20 protein-coding genes are annotated in these 16,870 nt (G+C 40.5%); 9 read left to right on the top strand and 11 right to left on the bottom strand.

What is annotated here, in order from left to right; translation table 11 throughout:
- The first annotated feature begins 3 nt into the window (after window positions 1–3).
- Window positions 4–756, top strand: coding sequence for a lysophospholipid acyltransferase family protein (locus SYN7509_RS0200985; RefSeq protein ID WP_009633731.1), 753 nt, complete (start codon window positions 4–6; stop codon window positions 754–756).
- Between the two features lie 88 nt (window positions 757–844).
- The gene (locus SYN7509_RS0200980; protein WP_009633730.1) at window positions 845–1,681 is read left to right on the top strand and encodes an alpha/beta fold hydrolase; all 837 of its coding nucleotides are present in this window, start codon (window positions 845–847) and stop codon (window positions 1,679–1,681) included.
- A gap of 11 nt (window positions 1,682–1,692) precedes the next feature.
- Here the strand turns inward: SYN7509_RS0200980 and SYN7509_RS0200975 are convergent, their stop codons facing one another.
- The 5 genes from SYN7509_RS0200975 to SYN7509_RS0200955 form a co-directional block, all read right to left on the bottom strand.
- Window positions 1,693–2,979 carry a Glu/Leu/Phe/Val family dehydrogenase gene (locus SYN7509_RS0200975; RefSeq protein ID WP_009633728.1) on the bottom strand — a complete coding sequence of 429 codons (1,287 nt, stop codon included), beginning with the start codon at window positions 2,977–2,979 and terminating at the stop codon, window positions 1,693–1,695.
- A 115-nt stretch (window positions 2,980–3,094) separates the two neighbouring features.
- Window positions 3,095–3,400 carry a polysaccharide deacetylase family protein gene (locus SYN7509_RS24820; RefSeq protein ID WP_009633727.1) on the bottom strand — a complete coding sequence of 102 codons (306 nt, stop codon included), beginning with the start codon at window positions 3,398–3,400 and terminating at the stop codon, window positions 3,095–3,097.
- 50 nt (window positions 3,401–3,450) lie between these two features.
- Window positions 3,451–4,302 (bottom strand): hypothetical protein, encoded by an 852-nt coding sequence (locus SYN7509_RS0200965; protein WP_009633726.1) that lies wholly within the window; start codon window positions 4,300–4,302, stop codon window positions 3,451–3,453.
- Window positions 4,303–4,348: 46 nt separating this feature from the next.
- The gene (locus SYN7509_RS0200960; protein WP_009633725.1) at window positions 4,349–5,098 is read right to left on the bottom strand and encodes an N-acetylmuramoyl-L-alanine amidase; all 750 of its coding nucleotides are present in this window, start codon (window positions 5,096–5,098) and stop codon (window positions 4,349–4,351) included.
- 400 nt (window positions 5,099–5,498) lie between these two features.
- The gene (locus tag SYN7509_RS0200955) at window positions 5,499–5,687 is read right to left on the bottom strand and encodes a hypothetical protein (RefSeq protein WP_028954023.1); all 189 of its coding nucleotides are present in this window, start codon (window positions 5,685–5,687) and stop codon (window positions 5,499–5,501) included.
- Window positions 5,688–5,756: 69 nt separating this feature from the next.
- Here SYN7509_RS0200955 and SYN7509_RS0200950 point away from each other — a divergent pair, with 69 nt between their 5' ends.
- Genes SYN7509_RS0200950 through SYN7509_RS24815 form a run of 3 tightly spaced genes read left to right on the top strand, consistent with a single transcriptional unit; the run spans window position 5,757 to window position 8,345 of the window.
- Window positions 5,757–6,443, top strand: a complete 687-nt coding sequence (locus tag SYN7509_RS0200950; protein WP_009633724.1) for an ABC transporter substrate-binding protein — start codon at window positions 5,757–5,759, stop codon at window positions 6,441–6,443.
- 4 nt (window positions 6,444–6,447) lie between these two features.
- The gene (locus SYN7509_RS0200945; protein ID WP_009633723.1) at window positions 6,448–7,461 is read left to right on the top strand and encodes a fatty acid desaturase family protein; all 1,014 of its coding nucleotides are present in this window, start codon (window positions 6,448–6,450) and stop codon (window positions 7,459–7,461) included.
- A gap of 2 nt (window positions 7,462–7,463) precedes the next feature.
- A complete protein-coding gene (locus tag SYN7509_RS24815) occupies window positions 7,464–8,345 on the top strand; it encodes a DMT family transporter (protein WP_009633722.1) in 882 nt (293 codons plus the stop codon).
- A 16-nt stretch (window positions 8,346–8,361) separates the two neighbouring features.
- Here the strand turns inward: SYN7509_RS24815 and SYN7509_RS0200935 are convergent, their stop codons facing one another.
- Entirely contained in the window at window positions 8,362–8,757 is a 396-nt protein-coding gene (locus SYN7509_RS0200935; protein ID WP_009633721.1) for a DUF5615 family PIN-like protein, read from the bottom strand.
- The gene (locus SYN7509_RS0200930; RefSeq protein WP_009633720.1) at window positions 8,738–8,989 is read right to left on the bottom strand and encodes a DUF433 domain-containing protein; all 252 of its coding nucleotides are present in this window, start codon (window positions 8,987–8,989) and stop codon (window positions 8,738–8,740) included. Before SYN7509_RS0200930 ends, SYN7509_RS0200935 begins: the two co-directional genes overlap by 20 nt.
- A 46-nt stretch (window positions 8,990–9,035) precedes the next feature.
- Here SYN7509_RS0200930 and SYN7509_RS0200925 point away from each other — a divergent pair, with 46 nt between their 5' ends.
- Window positions 9,036–9,824 carry an MBL fold metallo-hydrolase gene (locus tag SYN7509_RS0200925; protein WP_009633719.1) on the top strand — a complete coding sequence of 263 codons (789 nt, stop codon included), beginning with the start codon at window positions 9,036–9,038 and terminating at the stop codon, window positions 9,822–9,824.
- Here the strand turns inward: SYN7509_RS0200925 and SYN7509_RS0200920 are convergent.
- Window positions 9,799–10,491 carry an ABC transporter ATP-binding protein gene (locus SYN7509_RS0200920; RefSeq protein WP_369792296.1) on the bottom strand — a complete coding sequence of 231 codons (693 nt, stop codon included), beginning with the start codon at window positions 10,489–10,491 and terminating at the stop codon, window positions 9,799–9,801. The two genes, SYN7509_RS0200925 and SYN7509_RS0200920, sit on opposite strands and share 26 nt — an antisense overlap.
- 357 nt (window positions 10,492–10,848) lie before the next feature.
- Between SYN7509_RS0200920 and SYN7509_RS0200915 the strand changes: the two genes are divergently transcribed.
- Both SYN7509_RS0200915 and SYN7509_RS0200910 read left to right on the top strand, forming a co-directional pair.
- On the top strand, window positions 10,849–11,685 hold the full coding sequence (locus tag SYN7509_RS0200915; RefSeq protein WP_009633717.1) for an ABC transporter permease: 837 nt from the start codon (window positions 10,849–10,851) through the stop codon (window positions 11,683–11,685).
- Between the two features lie 14 nt (window positions 11,686–11,699).
- Window positions 11,700–12,308 (top strand): cysteine hydrolase family protein, encoded by a 609-nt coding sequence (locus SYN7509_RS0200910; RefSeq protein WP_009633716.1) that lies wholly within the window; start codon window positions 11,700–11,702, stop codon window positions 12,306–12,308.
- Between the two features lie 17 nt (window positions 12,309–12,325).
- Here the strand turns inward: SYN7509_RS0200910 and SYN7509_RS0200905 are convergent, their stop codons facing one another.
- The gene (locus SYN7509_RS0200905) at window positions 12,326–12,964 is read right to left on the bottom strand and encodes a Uma2 family endonuclease (RefSeq protein WP_009633715.1); all 639 of its coding nucleotides are present in this window, start codon (window positions 12,962–12,964) and stop codon (window positions 12,326–12,328) included.
- 247 nt (window positions 12,965–13,211) lie between these two features.
- Window positions 13,212–14,243, bottom strand: coding sequence for an ABC transporter substrate-binding protein (locus tag SYN7509_RS0200900; RefSeq protein WP_009633714.1), 1,032 nt, complete (start codon window positions 14,241–14,243; stop codon window positions 13,212–13,214).
- A 308-nt stretch (window positions 14,244–14,551) separates the two neighbouring features.
- On the opposite strand from SYN7509_RS0200900, the gene SYN7509_RS0200895 reads away from it, so the two are divergent.
- Entirely contained in the window at window positions 14,552–15,346 is a 795-nt protein-coding gene (locus SYN7509_RS0200895; RefSeq protein ID WP_009633713.1) for an LmeA family phospholipid-binding protein, read from the top strand.
- Between the two features lie 64 nt (window positions 15,347–15,410).
- On the opposite strand, the gene SYN7509_RS0200890 is transcribed toward SYN7509_RS0200895, so the two are convergent.
- The gene (locus SYN7509_RS0200890; RefSeq protein ID WP_009633712.1) at window positions 15,411–16,805 is read right to left on the bottom strand and encodes a UDP-glucose dehydrogenase family protein; all 1,395 of its coding nucleotides are present in this window, start codon (window positions 16,803–16,805) and stop codon (window positions 15,411–15,413) included.
- Between the last annotated feature and the right edge of the window lie 65 nt (window positions 16,806–16,870).

The raw sequence follows: 16,870 nt of genomic DNA, 5'->3' as shown, positions 1-16,870 counted from the left end.
CGCATGAACAATGCCAACAACAGCCCTCAACAGATTTCTCATGGCTTCTTAACGGCTACAGGTACAAAAATATTTCGTTACTACGAAGATCGCATTCCCCAAAGTAGCCCAGTTTTAGTAGTGAGCAATCACCGTAGTTTTATGGATGCGCCAGTTTTAATCGCCGCCGTAGAAAGACCTATTCGCTTTGCTTGTCATCATTACATGGGACAAGTACCAGTAATGCGAGAGATTGTGACTGGGTTGGGGTGTTTTCCTTTAGAAGCGACTCCTTCTCGTCAACAGGGATTTTTTCAGCGAGCTTTACAGCTATTACAAGCAAATCAAGCAGTTGGGGTATTTCCTGAAGGTACAGAACCGATGGTGCAATTTAGCGAACCAAATGGGATTACTGACTTTCAGCGTGGATTTGCTCATTTGGCATTACGGGCGGATGCGGGTAGCGATCGCATTAAACCAGTTAAAGATTTAGTTATTTTACCAGTAGCGATCGCTTCTATTGAAGAAAAGAGTAGTTCTGCCGTTCCCTTACGGCTACTAAGCTTATTTGACCCAACAGAACCTTTATTTAATCAAAATGGCTGGCATCCACTGGTAATATATCGTCGGGTGGCGGTTTTAATTGGTCGTCCTTATCGCATCACGCCATTGATGCAGCAACAATACCAAGGAAAACAAGCAAAAACAGTAGTAGCCGATGTGACTAATCATTGTCAAGCAGAAATTGTTGAGCTTTTACGTCAAGGTTGTTATTGAAAAGTATGGTTCTACCCTTGCAACTCTCAAAGCCTGATAACTTAGAAGTATTAAATCTGTTGAATTTTATATAACTTAAGTTAAGACAATGCCAGAACTTACAAGTCATCCTTGTTTTCTCACTCCCAAACGGCTACAGCCAAAATACCCGTTGTTTGTATTTTTGCCAGGAATGGACGGTACAGGGCAACTTTTGAGAACGCAAACAGAGGGTTTGGAAGTTGCTTTTGACGTGCGTTGCTTAATGATTCCACCGAACGATTTGAGTAGCTGGGACGTTTTAAGCGATCAAGTTATAGATTTAATTGAAGAAGAATTAAAAATTAATCCGCACAGGCTAGTTTATTTATGCGGCGAGTCTTTTGGGGGAGCGTTGGCAATAAAAGTCGCCCTGAAAGTACCCCAGTTATTTAACAGAATTATTTTAGTTAACCCAGCTTCGGCTTTTCATCGTCGCCCTTGGCTAAATTGGGCATCGCAGCTAGTTTATTTAGTCCCATCCTGTTTTTTTGACTTTGGTGCAATAGGATTATTACCGTTTCTAGCGTCTTTAGGGTTAGTAGATCGTGATATTCGTAAAGATTTGCTTAAAACTATGCGTTTAGTTCCGTCGGAGACTGTTCTTTGGCGGTTATCGCTGATTAAAGAGTTTGATGTTGATGCCCATCAATTGCAGCGGATTACTCAACCAGTATTCCTAGTGGCTAGTGCTTTAGATCGTCTTTTACCATCGGTAACGGAAGCTAGATACTTGGTTAAAAGTTTGCCTGATGCCAAAATGGTAGTTTTACCTTATAGCGGTCATGCTTGCTTAGTAGAAGCCCAGGTTAATCTCTACCAAATTATGCAAGAGGAAAACTTTTTAGATTTTAGTACCTCTAGGGCGATCGCATTTTCTGAACCCGAATTAAAATCCCAGTCCTAACGATTGAATTATTAGCCATTAACGTAATAATCTCTCGTGCCTTTACTATCTATAGCTTCCCCTAAGCGATGCAAGCCATGCACATAAGCGGCGGTGCGTAATGATATCGCGTGCTGCTGGGCAATTTCCCAAATATGCTTAGTTTCTTCCACCATTTTTTGTTTCAGGCGGTGGTTAACTTCCGTTAGCGTCCAATAAAGCCCACTGCGATTTTGCACCCATTCAAAATAGCTAACGGTTACGCCTCCAGCATTAACTAAAATATCAGGAACTACATAAATTCCCTTCTCGCCTAGTATTTTGTCTGCGGCTGAATTAATCGGGCCATTGGCAACTTCAAAAATAAATTTGGCTTTAATATCGTTAGCATTTACCTCGGTAATTTGATTTTCTAAGGCGGCGGGGATCAATATATCTACATCTAAGGTCAAAAGTTCTTGATTGCTCACAACTTCATGATCGATGATGTTGCAAACTGTACCTCGACAGTAAATTGCTTTCATACCCCGATGAGCTTCTTTGTATTGTCTAATACTGGGAATATCTAAACCATTTTTAGTATAGATACCGCCTTGAGAATCACTGACAGCAACTACTTTATAACCTGCTTTAAATAATAGTTCGGCAATGTGCGCCCCAGCATTACCAAAACCTTGCACGGCAACGGTAGTATCTTGAGGAGCAGAGGGAAATAGTTGGTTGATACTTTCAATTACATAATAAGCTCCGGTGGCGGTGGCGGTGTCTCGTCCCAAACTACCGCCTATCGTTACGGGTTTTCCGGTGAATGCTGCGGGGGTAATTTGTCGCCGAATAATACTGTATTGATCCATCATCCAGCCCATAATCATCGGGCTTGTATAAAGGTCTGGTGCAGGAATATCAATATCTGGGCCAATAAAATCGGCGATCGCATCTACATATCCTCTACTTAAACGTTCTAACTCCATTTTTGATAATTCTTTGGGATTAAGCGCAATCCCGCCTTTTGCACCGCCAAAAGGTAAATTAAGTACGGCGCATTTAAAAGTCATCCAAAATGCCAAAGATTGCACTTCTTCTAAAGTCACATCGGGATGAAACCTGATGCCCCCTTTTGTAGGCCCGCGCGTGTCGTCGTAGCGCACCCGGTAGCCTTGAAAAATGCGTAACGATCCGTTATCCATTCGCACCGGAATTGACACTGTTAAGCTGGCTTTAGGGAACTTTAAGTGTTCAATGGCATCTTCAGAGATTGAAATATATTTTAATGCTGTTTCTAAACGTTGTTTGGCATCAGAAAATAATGATTCTGACATGGTTTTAGTAGTTAAATAACCATTCAAACTTAGCAGAATACGAGGGGATCATTGATATATAAACTTTTAGACGCAATTAGTATTTAGAGGTGGTTTTATCCTTGAGAAACATTTTTTAAGTTTTTGCTAAAATAGCTTGGTTAGTAACGCAGCAATTAGCAATTTCCTCGCAAGTAGTTAGCCATACTCCATCGTGCGATCGCATATAATCTATCAAGCGCTCTAACATCATCACCCGCGCCGGACGACCAATGAGTTCTGGGTGCATTGTCAAGACAAAAGCGCTACCGTAGCGATACATCCCGTCAAATTCTTCTTTCCACAATTGAAAGGCTTTCTCGCAAGTTTCAATTACACCGCTTCCCATTGGGGGATCGTACAAAAAGGCGAACTGTTCCCAATCATCGTTTGTCCAATGCACGGGAACTTCTACTAAAAGGAAGCGTCAAGATGTTTTCTCTTAGTAGTGACTTATCTTGATTTGATGATAATTTGGTTCAAGAGCGCTTCTTCAGTGCGGAGTCGTTTTATGTGCTGCTCAAGGAAATCCTTGTTCTTAACAACAAAATCCGCTTCTTTTTCAGTACGAACCTGTACAATAGTATCGTCTAATGCGACTTCTTGACTACAGATATTTCCTGCTGCCGTTGCTTGCTGAGTTCGGGAAGTAAACCTGCTTTGCGCTTCTTCAGTATCTAATGCAGCACGTAGATCGCGTGGTTTCGCGTATTGGTGTCCACGCCCCCGTATGCACGCAGACCACCGCTGTTCAGCCCTTTTTACGCGCGAATCTTCTTGAACTGAACTTTGCAGATCGAGGTATTGCTCTTTCAAGGCACTTGAAGCAGCAAAGACACCAGTGATTGTCGAAAAAGCTTTTCCTTGACAACCACCACCACCAGGACTGTTGAAGTCATAGAGTTGATCAACATTAGAGGCGTTGGGATCTGGCACTCCATATAATGCAATGTAGTATTCTTTACGCTGCTCCGGGCTGAGTGACTCAGCATGGCTCACATTAGGGTCTTCCACTGCTACGGCACCCTGTTCAGGAGTAGCAGTGTTTTCAGTGTTGACTGTAGATATATTGTATGGAAAACCTTTTTGCTGCATGCACTCAGCGATGAGGCGCTCTCGCGCTGTTGCTTCCCGATTAAACCGCGCCTCCTCCGTTCCTGGGTTGTATCCAAATCCTGGATACTTCGTAAGTGGGGAGATTTGGATCTGTTTCTGTGGCTCGAATAGAATCTGTCCTTTGACCAAAAACTGCAAGCCGAATAAACTCAAAGCTGTGGTTGCAAGAATGAGAATTAAACGACGCATAATGCGCTCTCCTGAGATAAGTTGAATATTAAGATTAGAGTGTCTATTAGGGATAATTAAGAAATGAGTCAACTGCGTATCCAATCCGCCATGGCCATGAGGGGTTTTCTAGCCAGCTAACCCCCCTGTTCCATGTATGATATTCTGCCTCTACATATGCTGCCACAGCATTTGTTTCTCGAAGTTCGCCGAGATTAATCGCTGTACAAGGATGTCCGGGATTTTTACAGGTTGTATCCCTGGTTCCTGGGCTTGATGAACCAATCAATTCGCGCAGTTTATTAGCGAAAGCTAACCCTCTTGAACTATTATTATAATGAATAGTTAATGTACCAAAGCTGTTCGCGCTAGTTCGATTACACTGTTCAGCTATGTCAGCATTACTGTGTATGGGGATGTGTAAATCTGCTCCCCAAGCATTAGAATTAGCAATTGCCGATCGAAGCGTTCCGTTACCAATCCGCACTTTATAGCCCCGAGCACGCAGGTTCCGACCGCTTGCAGTCCTGTTGGGCTGACCATTGTAGTAGCTCCCACTTGTTGCCCTTAAGGCAACATTAAATGCCATAGTATTTTCGTTTTTACCTTTGCACTCACCACGACCACCAGCATTACTATGGCGGGCTGGTGAGAGATATACTTTGTAACCGTTCCAATTACCGTACTGTTCATAGTTCAAGTCTGCCTTGGCACTGTCAGCGTAAATGTAAAACATAGTTGCTATGAGAGTTGCTGTACCTGCAATGAAAGTACCAGTTGTCCTTGAAATTTGATGCCGCGAGAAACCATTAAACATTTCTAACTCCTCAATTTTTACGTTTGTTCCAGGTATTTCTTAAGTGTGGTGAAGATACAAGTTTTCTAAACAAACCACTACTTCTTTATAAAACTTTATCAATTTCGCTGTAACTAGCGTTTTCGCTTTGCTTCAAGCAGATGTGCGATTCACTACATATCAACTTGCAAATCATCAGCTAACAGTTGTGTTATCAGAAATACAGCTTTTGAAGTATGAGTTTTCCCTAATTACAAGACAAAAATCGGTAGTGTTACAAAAACTCCGCTAGACATTGTTGTTGTAGTACATATACTTCAACAACAACAATGACGTTTTTTAAATTTTGTGTAAGACTGCTAGGATAACTGTAGTTACTGCTCTAACTAATATTGCTGCCTTTCGTAAATAAGTCATTGAGTCATTGAGTTACTACTCCAATCGTTAACGTCAGTCTTTGTTTATTTAATTGTGGTACTAATTTTTTAAGATGTTGCTGCAATCCAAAACATCCTAACTCCCAAAACATTAGGGGTGGAGATTGTGACGAAGCAATGCCAGTAAATGCCAAACCCAAAGCAACAATATAGTATTGGATGTTAAATGTCAACTATTTAGTTCTTCGGAGCTTTTGGTGATTTAGTAATAATGTGAAAAACTGAACTGATGATTCTTGGATATGGCTTATACAGATATGTCTTTGGGAGCAGATGCGATCGTTGTTAATCCCTCAATTAAGTCTATAGGCGAAATTGCCGGGAAGCGAACATCGGTAGAAGTGGGAACTGTCGGGCATTTATTATTTTTGAAAGCTTTAGAAAAAGGCGGGATTACCAAAGATAAAGTTGCTGTTGTCAATCAATCGGCTGATGCTGCGATCGCATCCTTAATTGCAAACAGAACCGATGTTGCTTACGCCTACGAGCCTTTTGTTAGTCAAGCGGTGGCTTCAGGGAAAGGTAAAGTTATTTTTTCTAGCAAAGATATTCCGGGTTTAGTTCCTGATTTGATGGTTGTACAGCAATCGGCACTCGATAGGCAACCAGAATCAATCCAAAAAATGTTAGATGTTTGGTACAAAACCCTCGCCTACCGCCAAACAAACATGGATGAAGTATTGCCCATTGAGGCGAAACAAGCGGGGGTAAGTGTCAAAGATTATCAAAGCTTGCTGACAGGGTTTAAATGGCTGACTCCTACAGAAGCAAGCGCCATGTTTCAACCAGGTACAACAGCGCAGTCTTTAGTATTTAACGCCGAAGATGTTTCAAGTTTGATGTTGAAAGAGAAATTGATTACCAAACCATTACCGCCAATTACCGAACTAATCGACGATCGCTTTTTGAAAAAAACTATCACTCAATAAACTTATGACAACTACAACCATCAACCCCAACCATTATTTACAGCAAAGCAAACCCCTGTGGAATATTGCATCTATCTCCTATGCTCTATTGGGTTATTTGGGGGGGATTAGTTTAATTATCCTAGATAGCTTTTGGCTAAATGCTTTGGGTGTAATTTTGCTTACCCATAGCTTGATAATTTCTGCTTATCTGGCTCACGAATTTATGCACGGTAGTATGTTCGCATCTAAACAATCTAATGCGATCGCCGGAAACTTGATGTTGTGGATTACTGGCGGCTGTTATGCTACTTTTGCGGACTTAATGCGCCTGCATATTGCCCACCATGTCAACCGCGTAGATTTTTGTCGCTTTGACTTAGAGACGTTTGTAACATCTTTACCTCGCCCTGTGCGATCGCTTTTGTTGGGTTTGGAGTGGTGCTATTTTCCCTCTTTAGCTTTTTTAAGTAGATTCCGCGCCATGTTTGCGCCTTTTTACTTGCGCGATCGCCAGCACGAACGATTGAGAGTTAGCGTAATATTCCTAATTCGCTCTACTTTATTCGGCGTTTTGGCTTGGATTTCTTTAAAAGCACTGGTTTTGTACTTTGTGGCTTACATTGCAATGATTAATATCTTACGGTTTGTGGATGCTTTTCAGCATACTTACGAAGTGTTTGCGGTGGGTTCAGATTTACCAAAACGCGATCGCGCTCACGAGCAAGCAAATACTTTTTCTAACGTTATTTCGTTGCGCTATAAATGGCTAAATGTACTTTTGCTCAATTTTGGCTATCACAACGCCCATCACGAATTAATGAAATGTCCTTGGTACAGCTTGCCCGAACTTGACAAAGAACTTTATACTGGCGACGAAATCCACTACATTACCTTACCGGAATTAATTGGCAACTACCATCGCTTTCGCTTATCGCGGATTTATTCAGGACAAGGTAGCGCCGTAGACGAGCAAGGAAACCGCCAGCTAGAGACGTTTTATGGCGGTACAGAAGTCTCATTTTTGGTATTGCCGTAAAAGTGACAAAATCTCGTTCTGGCTCGATATTCGCCCTAGCAACCGCTCTCTGCTTTGGTCTTACTGTTCCGCTTTCCAAGTTATTGTTGGACGATATAGAGCCTTGGATGTTAGCGGGGATTCTGTATTTGGGTGGAGGATTAGGTTTATTGCCAATTTATTATTTTCGCAATTTACTACACCCCTCCAAAGAGAATTTGCGTCAAAAAGATTGGCGCTGGTTGGGTGGTTCAATTTTAGCTGGCGGATTAACAGCCCCGGTATTACTAACAATTGGACTTACTACAACTTCTGCAACGGTAGGTTCGTTACTGCTCAATTTTGAAGGAGTTTTTACAGCGCTTTTAGCATGGACTGTTTTTAAAGAACGTTGGAATTTACAGGTTTTTTTAGGAATAGTAGCAATTACCTGTGGGGGAATTTTTCTTTCTTACACAGAACATACTAATGTAGGGCTATCTTGGGGAGCGTTGGCAATTTTGGGAACTTGTTTAAGTTGGGCAATGGATAGTAATTTAACTAATAAAATAGCTACGCGCGATCCATTTCAAATTTCTGTACTTAAAAGCGGGATAGCTGGCTTAATTAATGTTGCGATCGCACTGGCGATCGGACAAACTCTACCACCTTTATCTACTTTACTTGCAGCCTTAGCAGTTGGCTTTATTTCCTCTGGGTTAACCTATGTCTGCTTTGTTCTCGCCTTACGCCAACTAGGTGCAGCCCAAACCGGAGCATATTTCGCTCTTTCTCCCTTTGTAGGAGCAACAATTTCTGTTGTCTTTCTCGGCGAACAAATCACCCAAGTATTAGTAATTTCAGCCGTTTTGATGGCAATAGGCGTAGGATTATGTTTGCAAGCACCTCAATCGAATCATTCTTAAAACCGGAAGTCTCGTTTTAGTATTCTTGGACGACAAAAGCTTGAGTTGAAGCACCTTTTTGATTTTGCTTTTTAATCCTAATTAACCTACCCTGCAAAGATTTTTGCTCGTTTGAAATAAATCTATGTATTGCCTCAGCTTGTCCTTTATAATCGCGGTCTTCCTTACCGATAATAATACCGCTATAATTTTGATCGTGTTTGTGCAAAGTAATAAAATCTTCTCGGTTAAGTGTGACAACAACAAGCCCTGTTTCTTTGGCAAACTTCAAAACATTCTCGTCGCTAATCGCTTGATTGGCTTGTTCGGCTTCCTGAGAAGTCAGCACATCATACCCAAGTTGACGTAGTTCTATAACTATATTTAAAGGAAAATTTTCGTTAGCATAAAACTTAGTCGTGATTGTTTCCATCAGCAATTATTCGATCAATTTCTTCTGGATACTGTGCATAATATGACCAAGCGGCGGCTAAATCTTGTTGGTTTAAAAGTGGATAATTTCTCAGTAATTCCTCTTGAGATGCTCCTTGTTGCTGAAAAGAAACCAATGTCCAAACTGGAATACGAGTATCTCTAATCCGTGCATTTCCTCCACAAACGCCTAAAGTCTTCTGAATTAGTTGTTTTTCAATTGATTCGTACATAACTATTATTAGCCACCTTCTTACTCAAATTTTAACCTCTACATTTATGCAAAATCCTAAACCTGTCTGCGATTCCTGGTTTGTAACCCAAAAAATTAGCGACTGTTTGTATCGCATTAACGAACATCATTACTGGGAATGGAATCGCGCTAACTTATGGCTAATTAAAGGTGAAACTCAAGACTTATTAATTGATACAGGCTTGGGTGTTGCTAGTTTGCGCCAACATATTGCAGGCTTAATTGATAAACCATTACTTGCGATCGCATCTCACATTCATTACGATCATGCGGGAGGAATACACGAATTTGATAATATTGCTATTCATCCCGCCGAAGCTGAAGCTTTAAGACAAGGAGATGCTTATGCTGCTTTGTGTGCGCCAGAATACAACGGAGTATTAGACGAACATTTTGCCCAATTGCCTTATCCTGGTTTTACCGTTTCGCAATATACTTTCAATGCGGTAGAACCAACGGTGTTATTGCAAGAAGGAGATATTTTAGACTTGGGAAGTCGCGCTTTTGAAGTATTGCACCTTCCCGGACATTCCCCAGGAAGCATTGCACTGTACGATCGCCAGAGTCAAGAATTATTTTCCGGCGATATTGTCTACGATGGCGACTTGTTGGATCTTTTACCTGGTAGCGATATTCCTACTTATATCAATACTTACGAACGTTTGCAAAAGCTACCTGTAGACACAGTATATCCTGGTCACTATCATAGTTTTGGTAAAGAAAGACTGCAAGAATTAATGGCTGATTACTTGGAAGCAAAACGTCAACCTGGTTGTCCATCAGAAATAATTAACAGTCTCGCAGAGAGTAAATAATTTGACGCTTAATGTCGGTGAACTTGGGAGTTAGCTTAATATCTACGTCTCGATCGGATGGTAATGCGATCGCAATTTCTGTTTTAATTTTGCCAGGATGAGCGCTCATCACATAAACGCGCTGAGATAAAAACACTGCTTCTTCTACATCGTGGGTAATTGTGCAAATTGTTGTCCCGGTTTTTTGCCACATTTCCCTTAAAAATAGCTGCATTTGCTCTTTAGTTTGACAGTCTAAAGCCCCAAAAGGTTCGTCCATTAACAATACTTCTGGTTCATTTGCTAAAGCCCGTGCGATCGCGCAGCGTTGTTTCATTCCTCCAGACAGTTGATTGGGATACGCTTTCGCATACTTAGTTAAACCGACAACGCCCAAAAAATAAGCAACTCTTTCTTGACGCTGTGCTGAAGATAAACGGCGCAACTTAGAACCAAAACTAATATTGTTCGCTACAGTTAGCCAAGGATAGAGTGTATAGCTTTGAAATACCATCCCGCGATCCGATCCTGGACCCAACACTACCTCATCATCAACTTTAATTTCTCCCGATGTGGGGGCGACTAATCCAGCAATCATATTTAACAGCGTTGATTTACCACAACCTGACGCACCTACAATACAAACAAATTCACCTTTGTATATTTGCAAATTAACATTTTGCAAAATAGTTAATTGTTTATTTTTTGTTCCGTAACTTTTAGATAAGTTACAAACTTCTAGTTTTGGTTTGTCTAAATGCTGATTATATTCATCGGAAACACGAGTATTAGCTACTCCTGACAATTTAACTTGATTCACTAAAATTTTCCTCTAAATATTTTGTACTATATATAAATTAAAAATTTCTCCGCTTCCGTTAGTAGAGCGCAATGCATTGCGCCCCTACAAGTTTCGCAATTAATTGACAAGACAAAACCCCATAGGTTTATTAAAACTAACAATGAATATACAAACTGTTAATTTCAATACAAAGAGTAGGGTATTAACAATTGATAATTTTAATAATTACAACTACGAGCAAAAATGACAAAAACACTTTCTCTACCCAAAGAAGGCTATCTTCAACCTTCGGTATTTTGGAGTATTCGCCAAGAGTTTCCCCGATGGTTAAGTATATTACTCTCAACAACTGCGATCGCAATTCCCTTAATTACTTGGGCAATTATTAGTTACGCCGGATTAGTAACACCGCTTTTTTTACCTACACCTACCGCCGTAATTGAAGCCGGAACTAGAATGTTGTTGGAAGAAAACCTAATAGTCGATATTTTTGCTAGTAGTGTGCGCGTTGCTGCGGGTTTTATTGTTGCGGCTATTATTGGCGTACCAATAGGGATTTTAATGGGGACTTTTCATAGTATGCAAAGCCTATTTAGTCCGATAGTTGGTACGGTAAGATATATGCCCGTTGTTGCTTTTGTACCCCTAATTATTATTTGGATTGGCTTAGGAGAAGAAGCAAAAACTTTAATTATCTTCCTTGGGGTTGTCCTTTACAATGCTATGATGGTAGCCGATGCTGTTAAGTTTATTCCTGATGAAATGATTAATGTTGCCTACACATTAGGAATGAATCGCCGAGATGTTTTATTTAGAGTCATAGTGCCGGGTGTATTTCCTAGTATTTTAGATACATTGCGAGTCAATATATCTGGCGCATGGAATTATTTAGTAATTGCCGAATTAATTGCGTCTCAAAATGGCTTAGGTTTCAAAATTATTCAAGCACAGCGATTTCTACAAACAGATAAAGTTTTATTTTGCATTGGCGTTATTGGATTTATTGGTTTAGTGATAGATTTTGGATTGAAATACTTATCTAAAATTCTCACTCCTTGGGCAGAAAGAGTACGGGGATAATTAAATACTTATTTATGACACTTAAATTAGACTTAAAAACCACAGCTTTAATTTGTATAGATTTGCAAGCCGGAGTATTTACAAAAGAGGGTAGTTTAACCCATGTAGGTACAGATGAAATACTCCCCAACATTAAAAGAGTTTTAGCAGCAGCGCGGAATGCAAAGATCCCAATCATCCATTTTAAAGAAGTACATCGCAAAGAAATGGTAGATTTTGGCAGAGAATTAGATGGCACAGAACCAGTACATTGTTTAGAAAATTGGGCTAGTACCGATTATTACTGGGAATTTGCGCCGATTGACGGAGAATTTGCGATCGCTAAACGCCGTTATAGCTGCTTTATCGGCACAGATTTAGAAATTTTGCTGCGGGGATTAAAAGTTGATACTTTACTGCTTGTAGGTACTATGACTAACGTTTGCGTACATTATACGGCAGCCGATGCCCATCAAAAAGATTACCATTTTCATGTTATCGAAGATTGTTGTGCTGGTTCAGATTGGGCAGCACATTGGGCGGCATTAACAGCGATGGAATACCTGCAAACCGGGGCGAGAATTTCTTACAAAGATTGCATTGCTGCTTTATCTTATAGCGAAGTCAAAGCCCGATCCCAATAATAAATATTCCCGCAGACTTACTTATTATTCCGTAGCCAATTTCTAAAAGCTTGAATTGCTTGGCTGCTACCAATCACTTGACTTTGTTGGACGGATTGATTTACTAGCTCAATTATTGGTACATCTGGAAAAGTAGGACTAAATTTTGACTCTACATATTTTCCACCTTGCAAGACATTAATTTGTAAGCCTTGTTTTCCATATCGCCAAAGTTCTGGTACTCCCAAAATTTGGTAATTATCTAATTGCGTCCGAGAAGTTAAATCAATTTCTATGGCTAAGTCTGGGGCTGGATCTACACTCAAATTTAGGCGATTTTTACCAATAACTGCCGCTTGATTTTGAATATAAAAACAACTATCTGGTTCTACTCCCTGACTCATTTTTTCACTTTTTAGAGTAGTTGAGCCTAAAGCATCATAATTAATACTGAGTTCATTTAGTAAAATTTTGACTATATCGCCAATAATTTCTTTGGCTTTTTCATGTTCGGGCAAGGGAACTATGATTTCTAAGTAATTATAACTATAGGAAATTCTGGCAGCGCGATGTTCTCCCAATTCCGCCAAAATATTTTCAAATTGCTGCCAACTAACATCTTCAAGTAATAGTTGCTGTCCTGGTTGAATCCTCAATTGTCTTAACTCTAAAAGCATAAAGATTTATCCAACCTTTTTACTGTTGTACAAACAATAATACTTGATGTTCGGCGGCAATTGGTTTTCTGATACTAAATTAACGTAGAGTTTAGCATCTTCATATTTGATAAAGTAATCCTCGGCTGTGATAGTTCAACCGTCTTTTGGCAATGCGTTCTGACTTCATTATGTTTGGCAAAAATTAGGAACTAATTTTAGTCAAATGGGGCTTCTTCAAGCTATTTAATACTTTTCACTCATCCTCTTAAGCTTTTAGAAATTTTGGCTCTAAGATTTTTGTAATATCTGGTGGTTGAGAAACTTGCTTTTGTTCTATTAAAAACTCTGATACTTCATTTAGATGATTAAGTAAATAAATATCGCTTTTAGTATCGCTCAACATTTTTACATTAGTAGGTAAATCTATTAATCCCACTCCTTTGAGTTGGGCTTCTGCTTCCTCTGGGCTAATTTGCAGACGTTTTCCAGTAATCGCCAAAGCCTCAGATTTATTTGTTTTCATAAAATCTATTGCCTTAAAAATCCCTTTATTAAACCCTTCTACCCCGGCGGGATTTACCTCAATAAACTTGTTACTAAACAAATATAAATCAATAATTGCGGTAGGCATTGCAGAAGTATCAATGATAATTCTGCCGTCTTTTTGGTTAGCATTTGCCTTTTGCAAAAATGGAGAATAAGTTACAGCAATATCTGTTCGCCCTGCTTGATAAGCTATAGCCGCAGCATCGGGTGTAGCATTAGTAATTTTGACATCATTTGCACTTAATCCCGCATTATTTAAAACTTGCAGCAACAAAAAATGGCTAACTTCTCCTATTTCTACTGCCACATTTTTACCTTTAAAATCTTTAATATCCGTCACGCTATTACGAGCCAAAATTCCATCTCCACCCAAAGAATTATCTGCTACCAAAACTACGCGATAATCTACACCTTTTGATTTTAAAGTTACTGCTGCTGGTGTTGCTAAAGCTATAGCATCTAATCTCCCCGCACCAAAAGCGGCTTGTAAATCTGAAGCAGCACTAAAGTCTTTGTGACTGAGATTTAATCCCGCCTCTTGAAAAAAACCTTTTTCTAAAGCAATATATAGCGGTGTATAACCAATCCATAGCGTACTACCTGAATTTGCGGAAATAAGTTTTGTTGAAGTTGTCTCTGTTTCGGTAGATTGCGATCGCTTTTGGCAAGCATTTAATGCCAAACTACCCGATAACCCAGCCATCAACAAAAGTGTTTGGCGGCGCGTCCAGGCTGTTGTTTTAATTGTCATACTTGCCTACGTCAAAGATATTAATTTAATTAAACTAATTGCCAAGTAATATATTGTTAGTAAAGATACATTATTGGTTTTTTGTTCTCCAATAAACTGTGCCAGAGCAACCAACTTTTAAATTTCAACGCTCTACCAAGTTGCTACAAGTTTATAAATAACTCCTGAAACCCATTAGCGGCAGTATTTTCAACCCTCAAACAAGCTAAACTTATAGCTCTTGTCAGCACCATTTATCGGCGATTGGTTGCCGAATGGTTCACAGTTTGTTACAAAAGTATAGAGAACTTCTATAAAGTGAAGGCAAGATGTTCGCTGGACTAACTGGCTCAACTACTCCTACTGGCACTGATTGGGGAGAGCGAATGCTCAACAGCGTCGCCAGCAAAACAATTCGTCATTTGTTGACTCAAAGTGAGTCAATAGAAGTTTCTGTGCGTTGCTACCCATCCAGCAAGTTGTTACAGGGCAGTATAGACAACTTTAAAATGAACGGTCGGGGCTTGGCAATTCGCAAAGATTTTTTAGTCGAGGAAATGTCCTTTGAAACCGATGCTGTAGCCCTAGACTTTGGCTCGGTACTAGGCGGAAAACTGAAGTTAAAGCAGCCAACTCAAGCAGTGGCGGAAGTAAAATTGTCTGAAGCGGGTATCAACCATGCTTTTAATGCAGAGTTGGTAAAAAAACGCCTACTCAATCTAGATGTACCCAGTTTGACGGAACTATCAGGGGGCGAACCTGTTTCTTTTAGCGAGGTACAAGTTGAACTTTTGCCTAATAACCAAGTAAAAATCTTAGCAAAAGCAGATTTAAAGGGCGAAGAATTAGTACCAATTAGCATGACTGCAACTCTAGCTGTAGAGCGACGGCGGCGAGTAGCATTTAATAACCCGCAGTTTACAACCGATCTTGCTTCAGAGGCGCAAAAAGAGATATCTAAGGCATTGGCGATCGCGTTTGCAGAAATTTTAGATAATATGGTCGATCTTGACCGCTTCGATCTCGATGGTGTAACGCTACGGATTAATCGACTAGAAACAAGCGGAAAACAGCTAATTTTTAGCGGCTACGCCCAAATAGAGCGCATACCTAATAGTCCTTAAAATCTATAGGCTTTTTGGGGGAAAAAACAAAGACAGGGAGATTTATTTCTCCCTGTCTTTGTTTTTAGCGTCCTACGCCAACGTACCTAAATCCAGCCTTAATTAATGCTTCTCTATCTAGAAAATTACGCCCATCAATCAACACCGGATTATTCATCAAGCTTGCCATTTTCGCGTAGTCTAGGGTGCGGAACTGCGCCCAATCAGTTACCAGTACCAAAGCGTCGCAACCATCGGCTAAACGCTCGGCATCCGTCTCTACTAGCACCCCGGCAATGCCATCGCGCAAGCCACTTTGAGAAACAATCGGATCGTAGGCTTTAACAGTAGTTCCGAGGCGGTTGAGATGCTCGATCAAGTTAAGTGCTGGCGCGTCGCGCATATCGTCGGTATCGGGCTTAAAAGTCAGCCCTAGTAGCCCTACAGTTTTACCCTTTAAAATTTTTAGGACTTGTTGTAGTTTTTCCACTAAAATCAGGCGTTGGCGTTGATTGACACTAATAGCAGCTTTGAGCAATTGGGCTTCATAGCCGTAATCGTCCGCCGTATGAACTAAAGCCGATACATCTTTAGGAAAACAAGAACCACCCCAGCCGATCCCCGCTTGCAAAAACTTGTTGCCAATCCGGGAATCTAAACCAATACCTTTAGCAACCTCGGTGACATCCGCACCCACGCGATCGCAAATATTGGCAACTTCATTAATAAAGCTGATTTTGGTTGCCAAAAAAGCATTAGCAGCATACTTAATCATTTCTGCGGAGCTTAAATCTGTAACCAGTACCGGAACGGCTGGGAGAGTTGGATCGGCAGCAAAAGAGCGCTCAATAATTGGGATGTATAGTTCTTTCATCATCGCGATCGCTTTGGGATTATTGCCACCTAAAACAATGCGATCGGGGTTGAAAGTATCGTACACCGCCGAACCTTCGCGTAAAAATTCGGGATTGCTAACTACATCAAATCCGGCAACGCGATCGCTCGCCTTTTCGCTACTAATGCCGCCTCCTGCGCCAACTAAGGCTTGTTGCCGATTGACAATCCCACTTTGAACAATCATTTTTACCCAGTCGCCCGAACCAATTGGCACTGTAGATTTGTTGACAATAACTTTATAGCCGCCGCCATCTAGATGTTCGCCAATTCCACGCGCTACAGCTTCTACATAACGCGTATCGCTTTCTCCAGTTGGTAAAGGGGGAGTGCCTACAGCAATAAATAAAATCTCTCCGTGGGCGACTCCTGCACCCAAGTCTGTTGTAAATTCTAACTGTCCCGATTGGCTAGAAGATTGCATAATCTCTGACAATCCCGGCTCAAAAATTGGCGACTGTCCAGATTTCATCAACTTAACTTTTTCTTCGTTGTTATCAACACAAATCACATGATGACCGATATGAGCCAAACAAACACCAGTAACTAAGCCAACATATCCCGTACCAATTACACAAACACGCATGAGTTTTAGATCCTTTAGTAAATTGTCAGAACGCATTTATAAATGCGTCAGGTACTGTTGTGATT

It is taken from the genome of Synechocystis sp. PCC 7509, from assembly GCF_000332075.2.
Classification (GTDB): domain Bacteria; phylum Cyanobacteriota; class Cyanobacteriia; order Cyanobacteriales; family Chroococcidiopsidaceae; genus Aliterella.
Note: the sequence above shows the minus strand (reverse complement) of the source record. Positions and strands in the feature narration are given on the sequence as shown.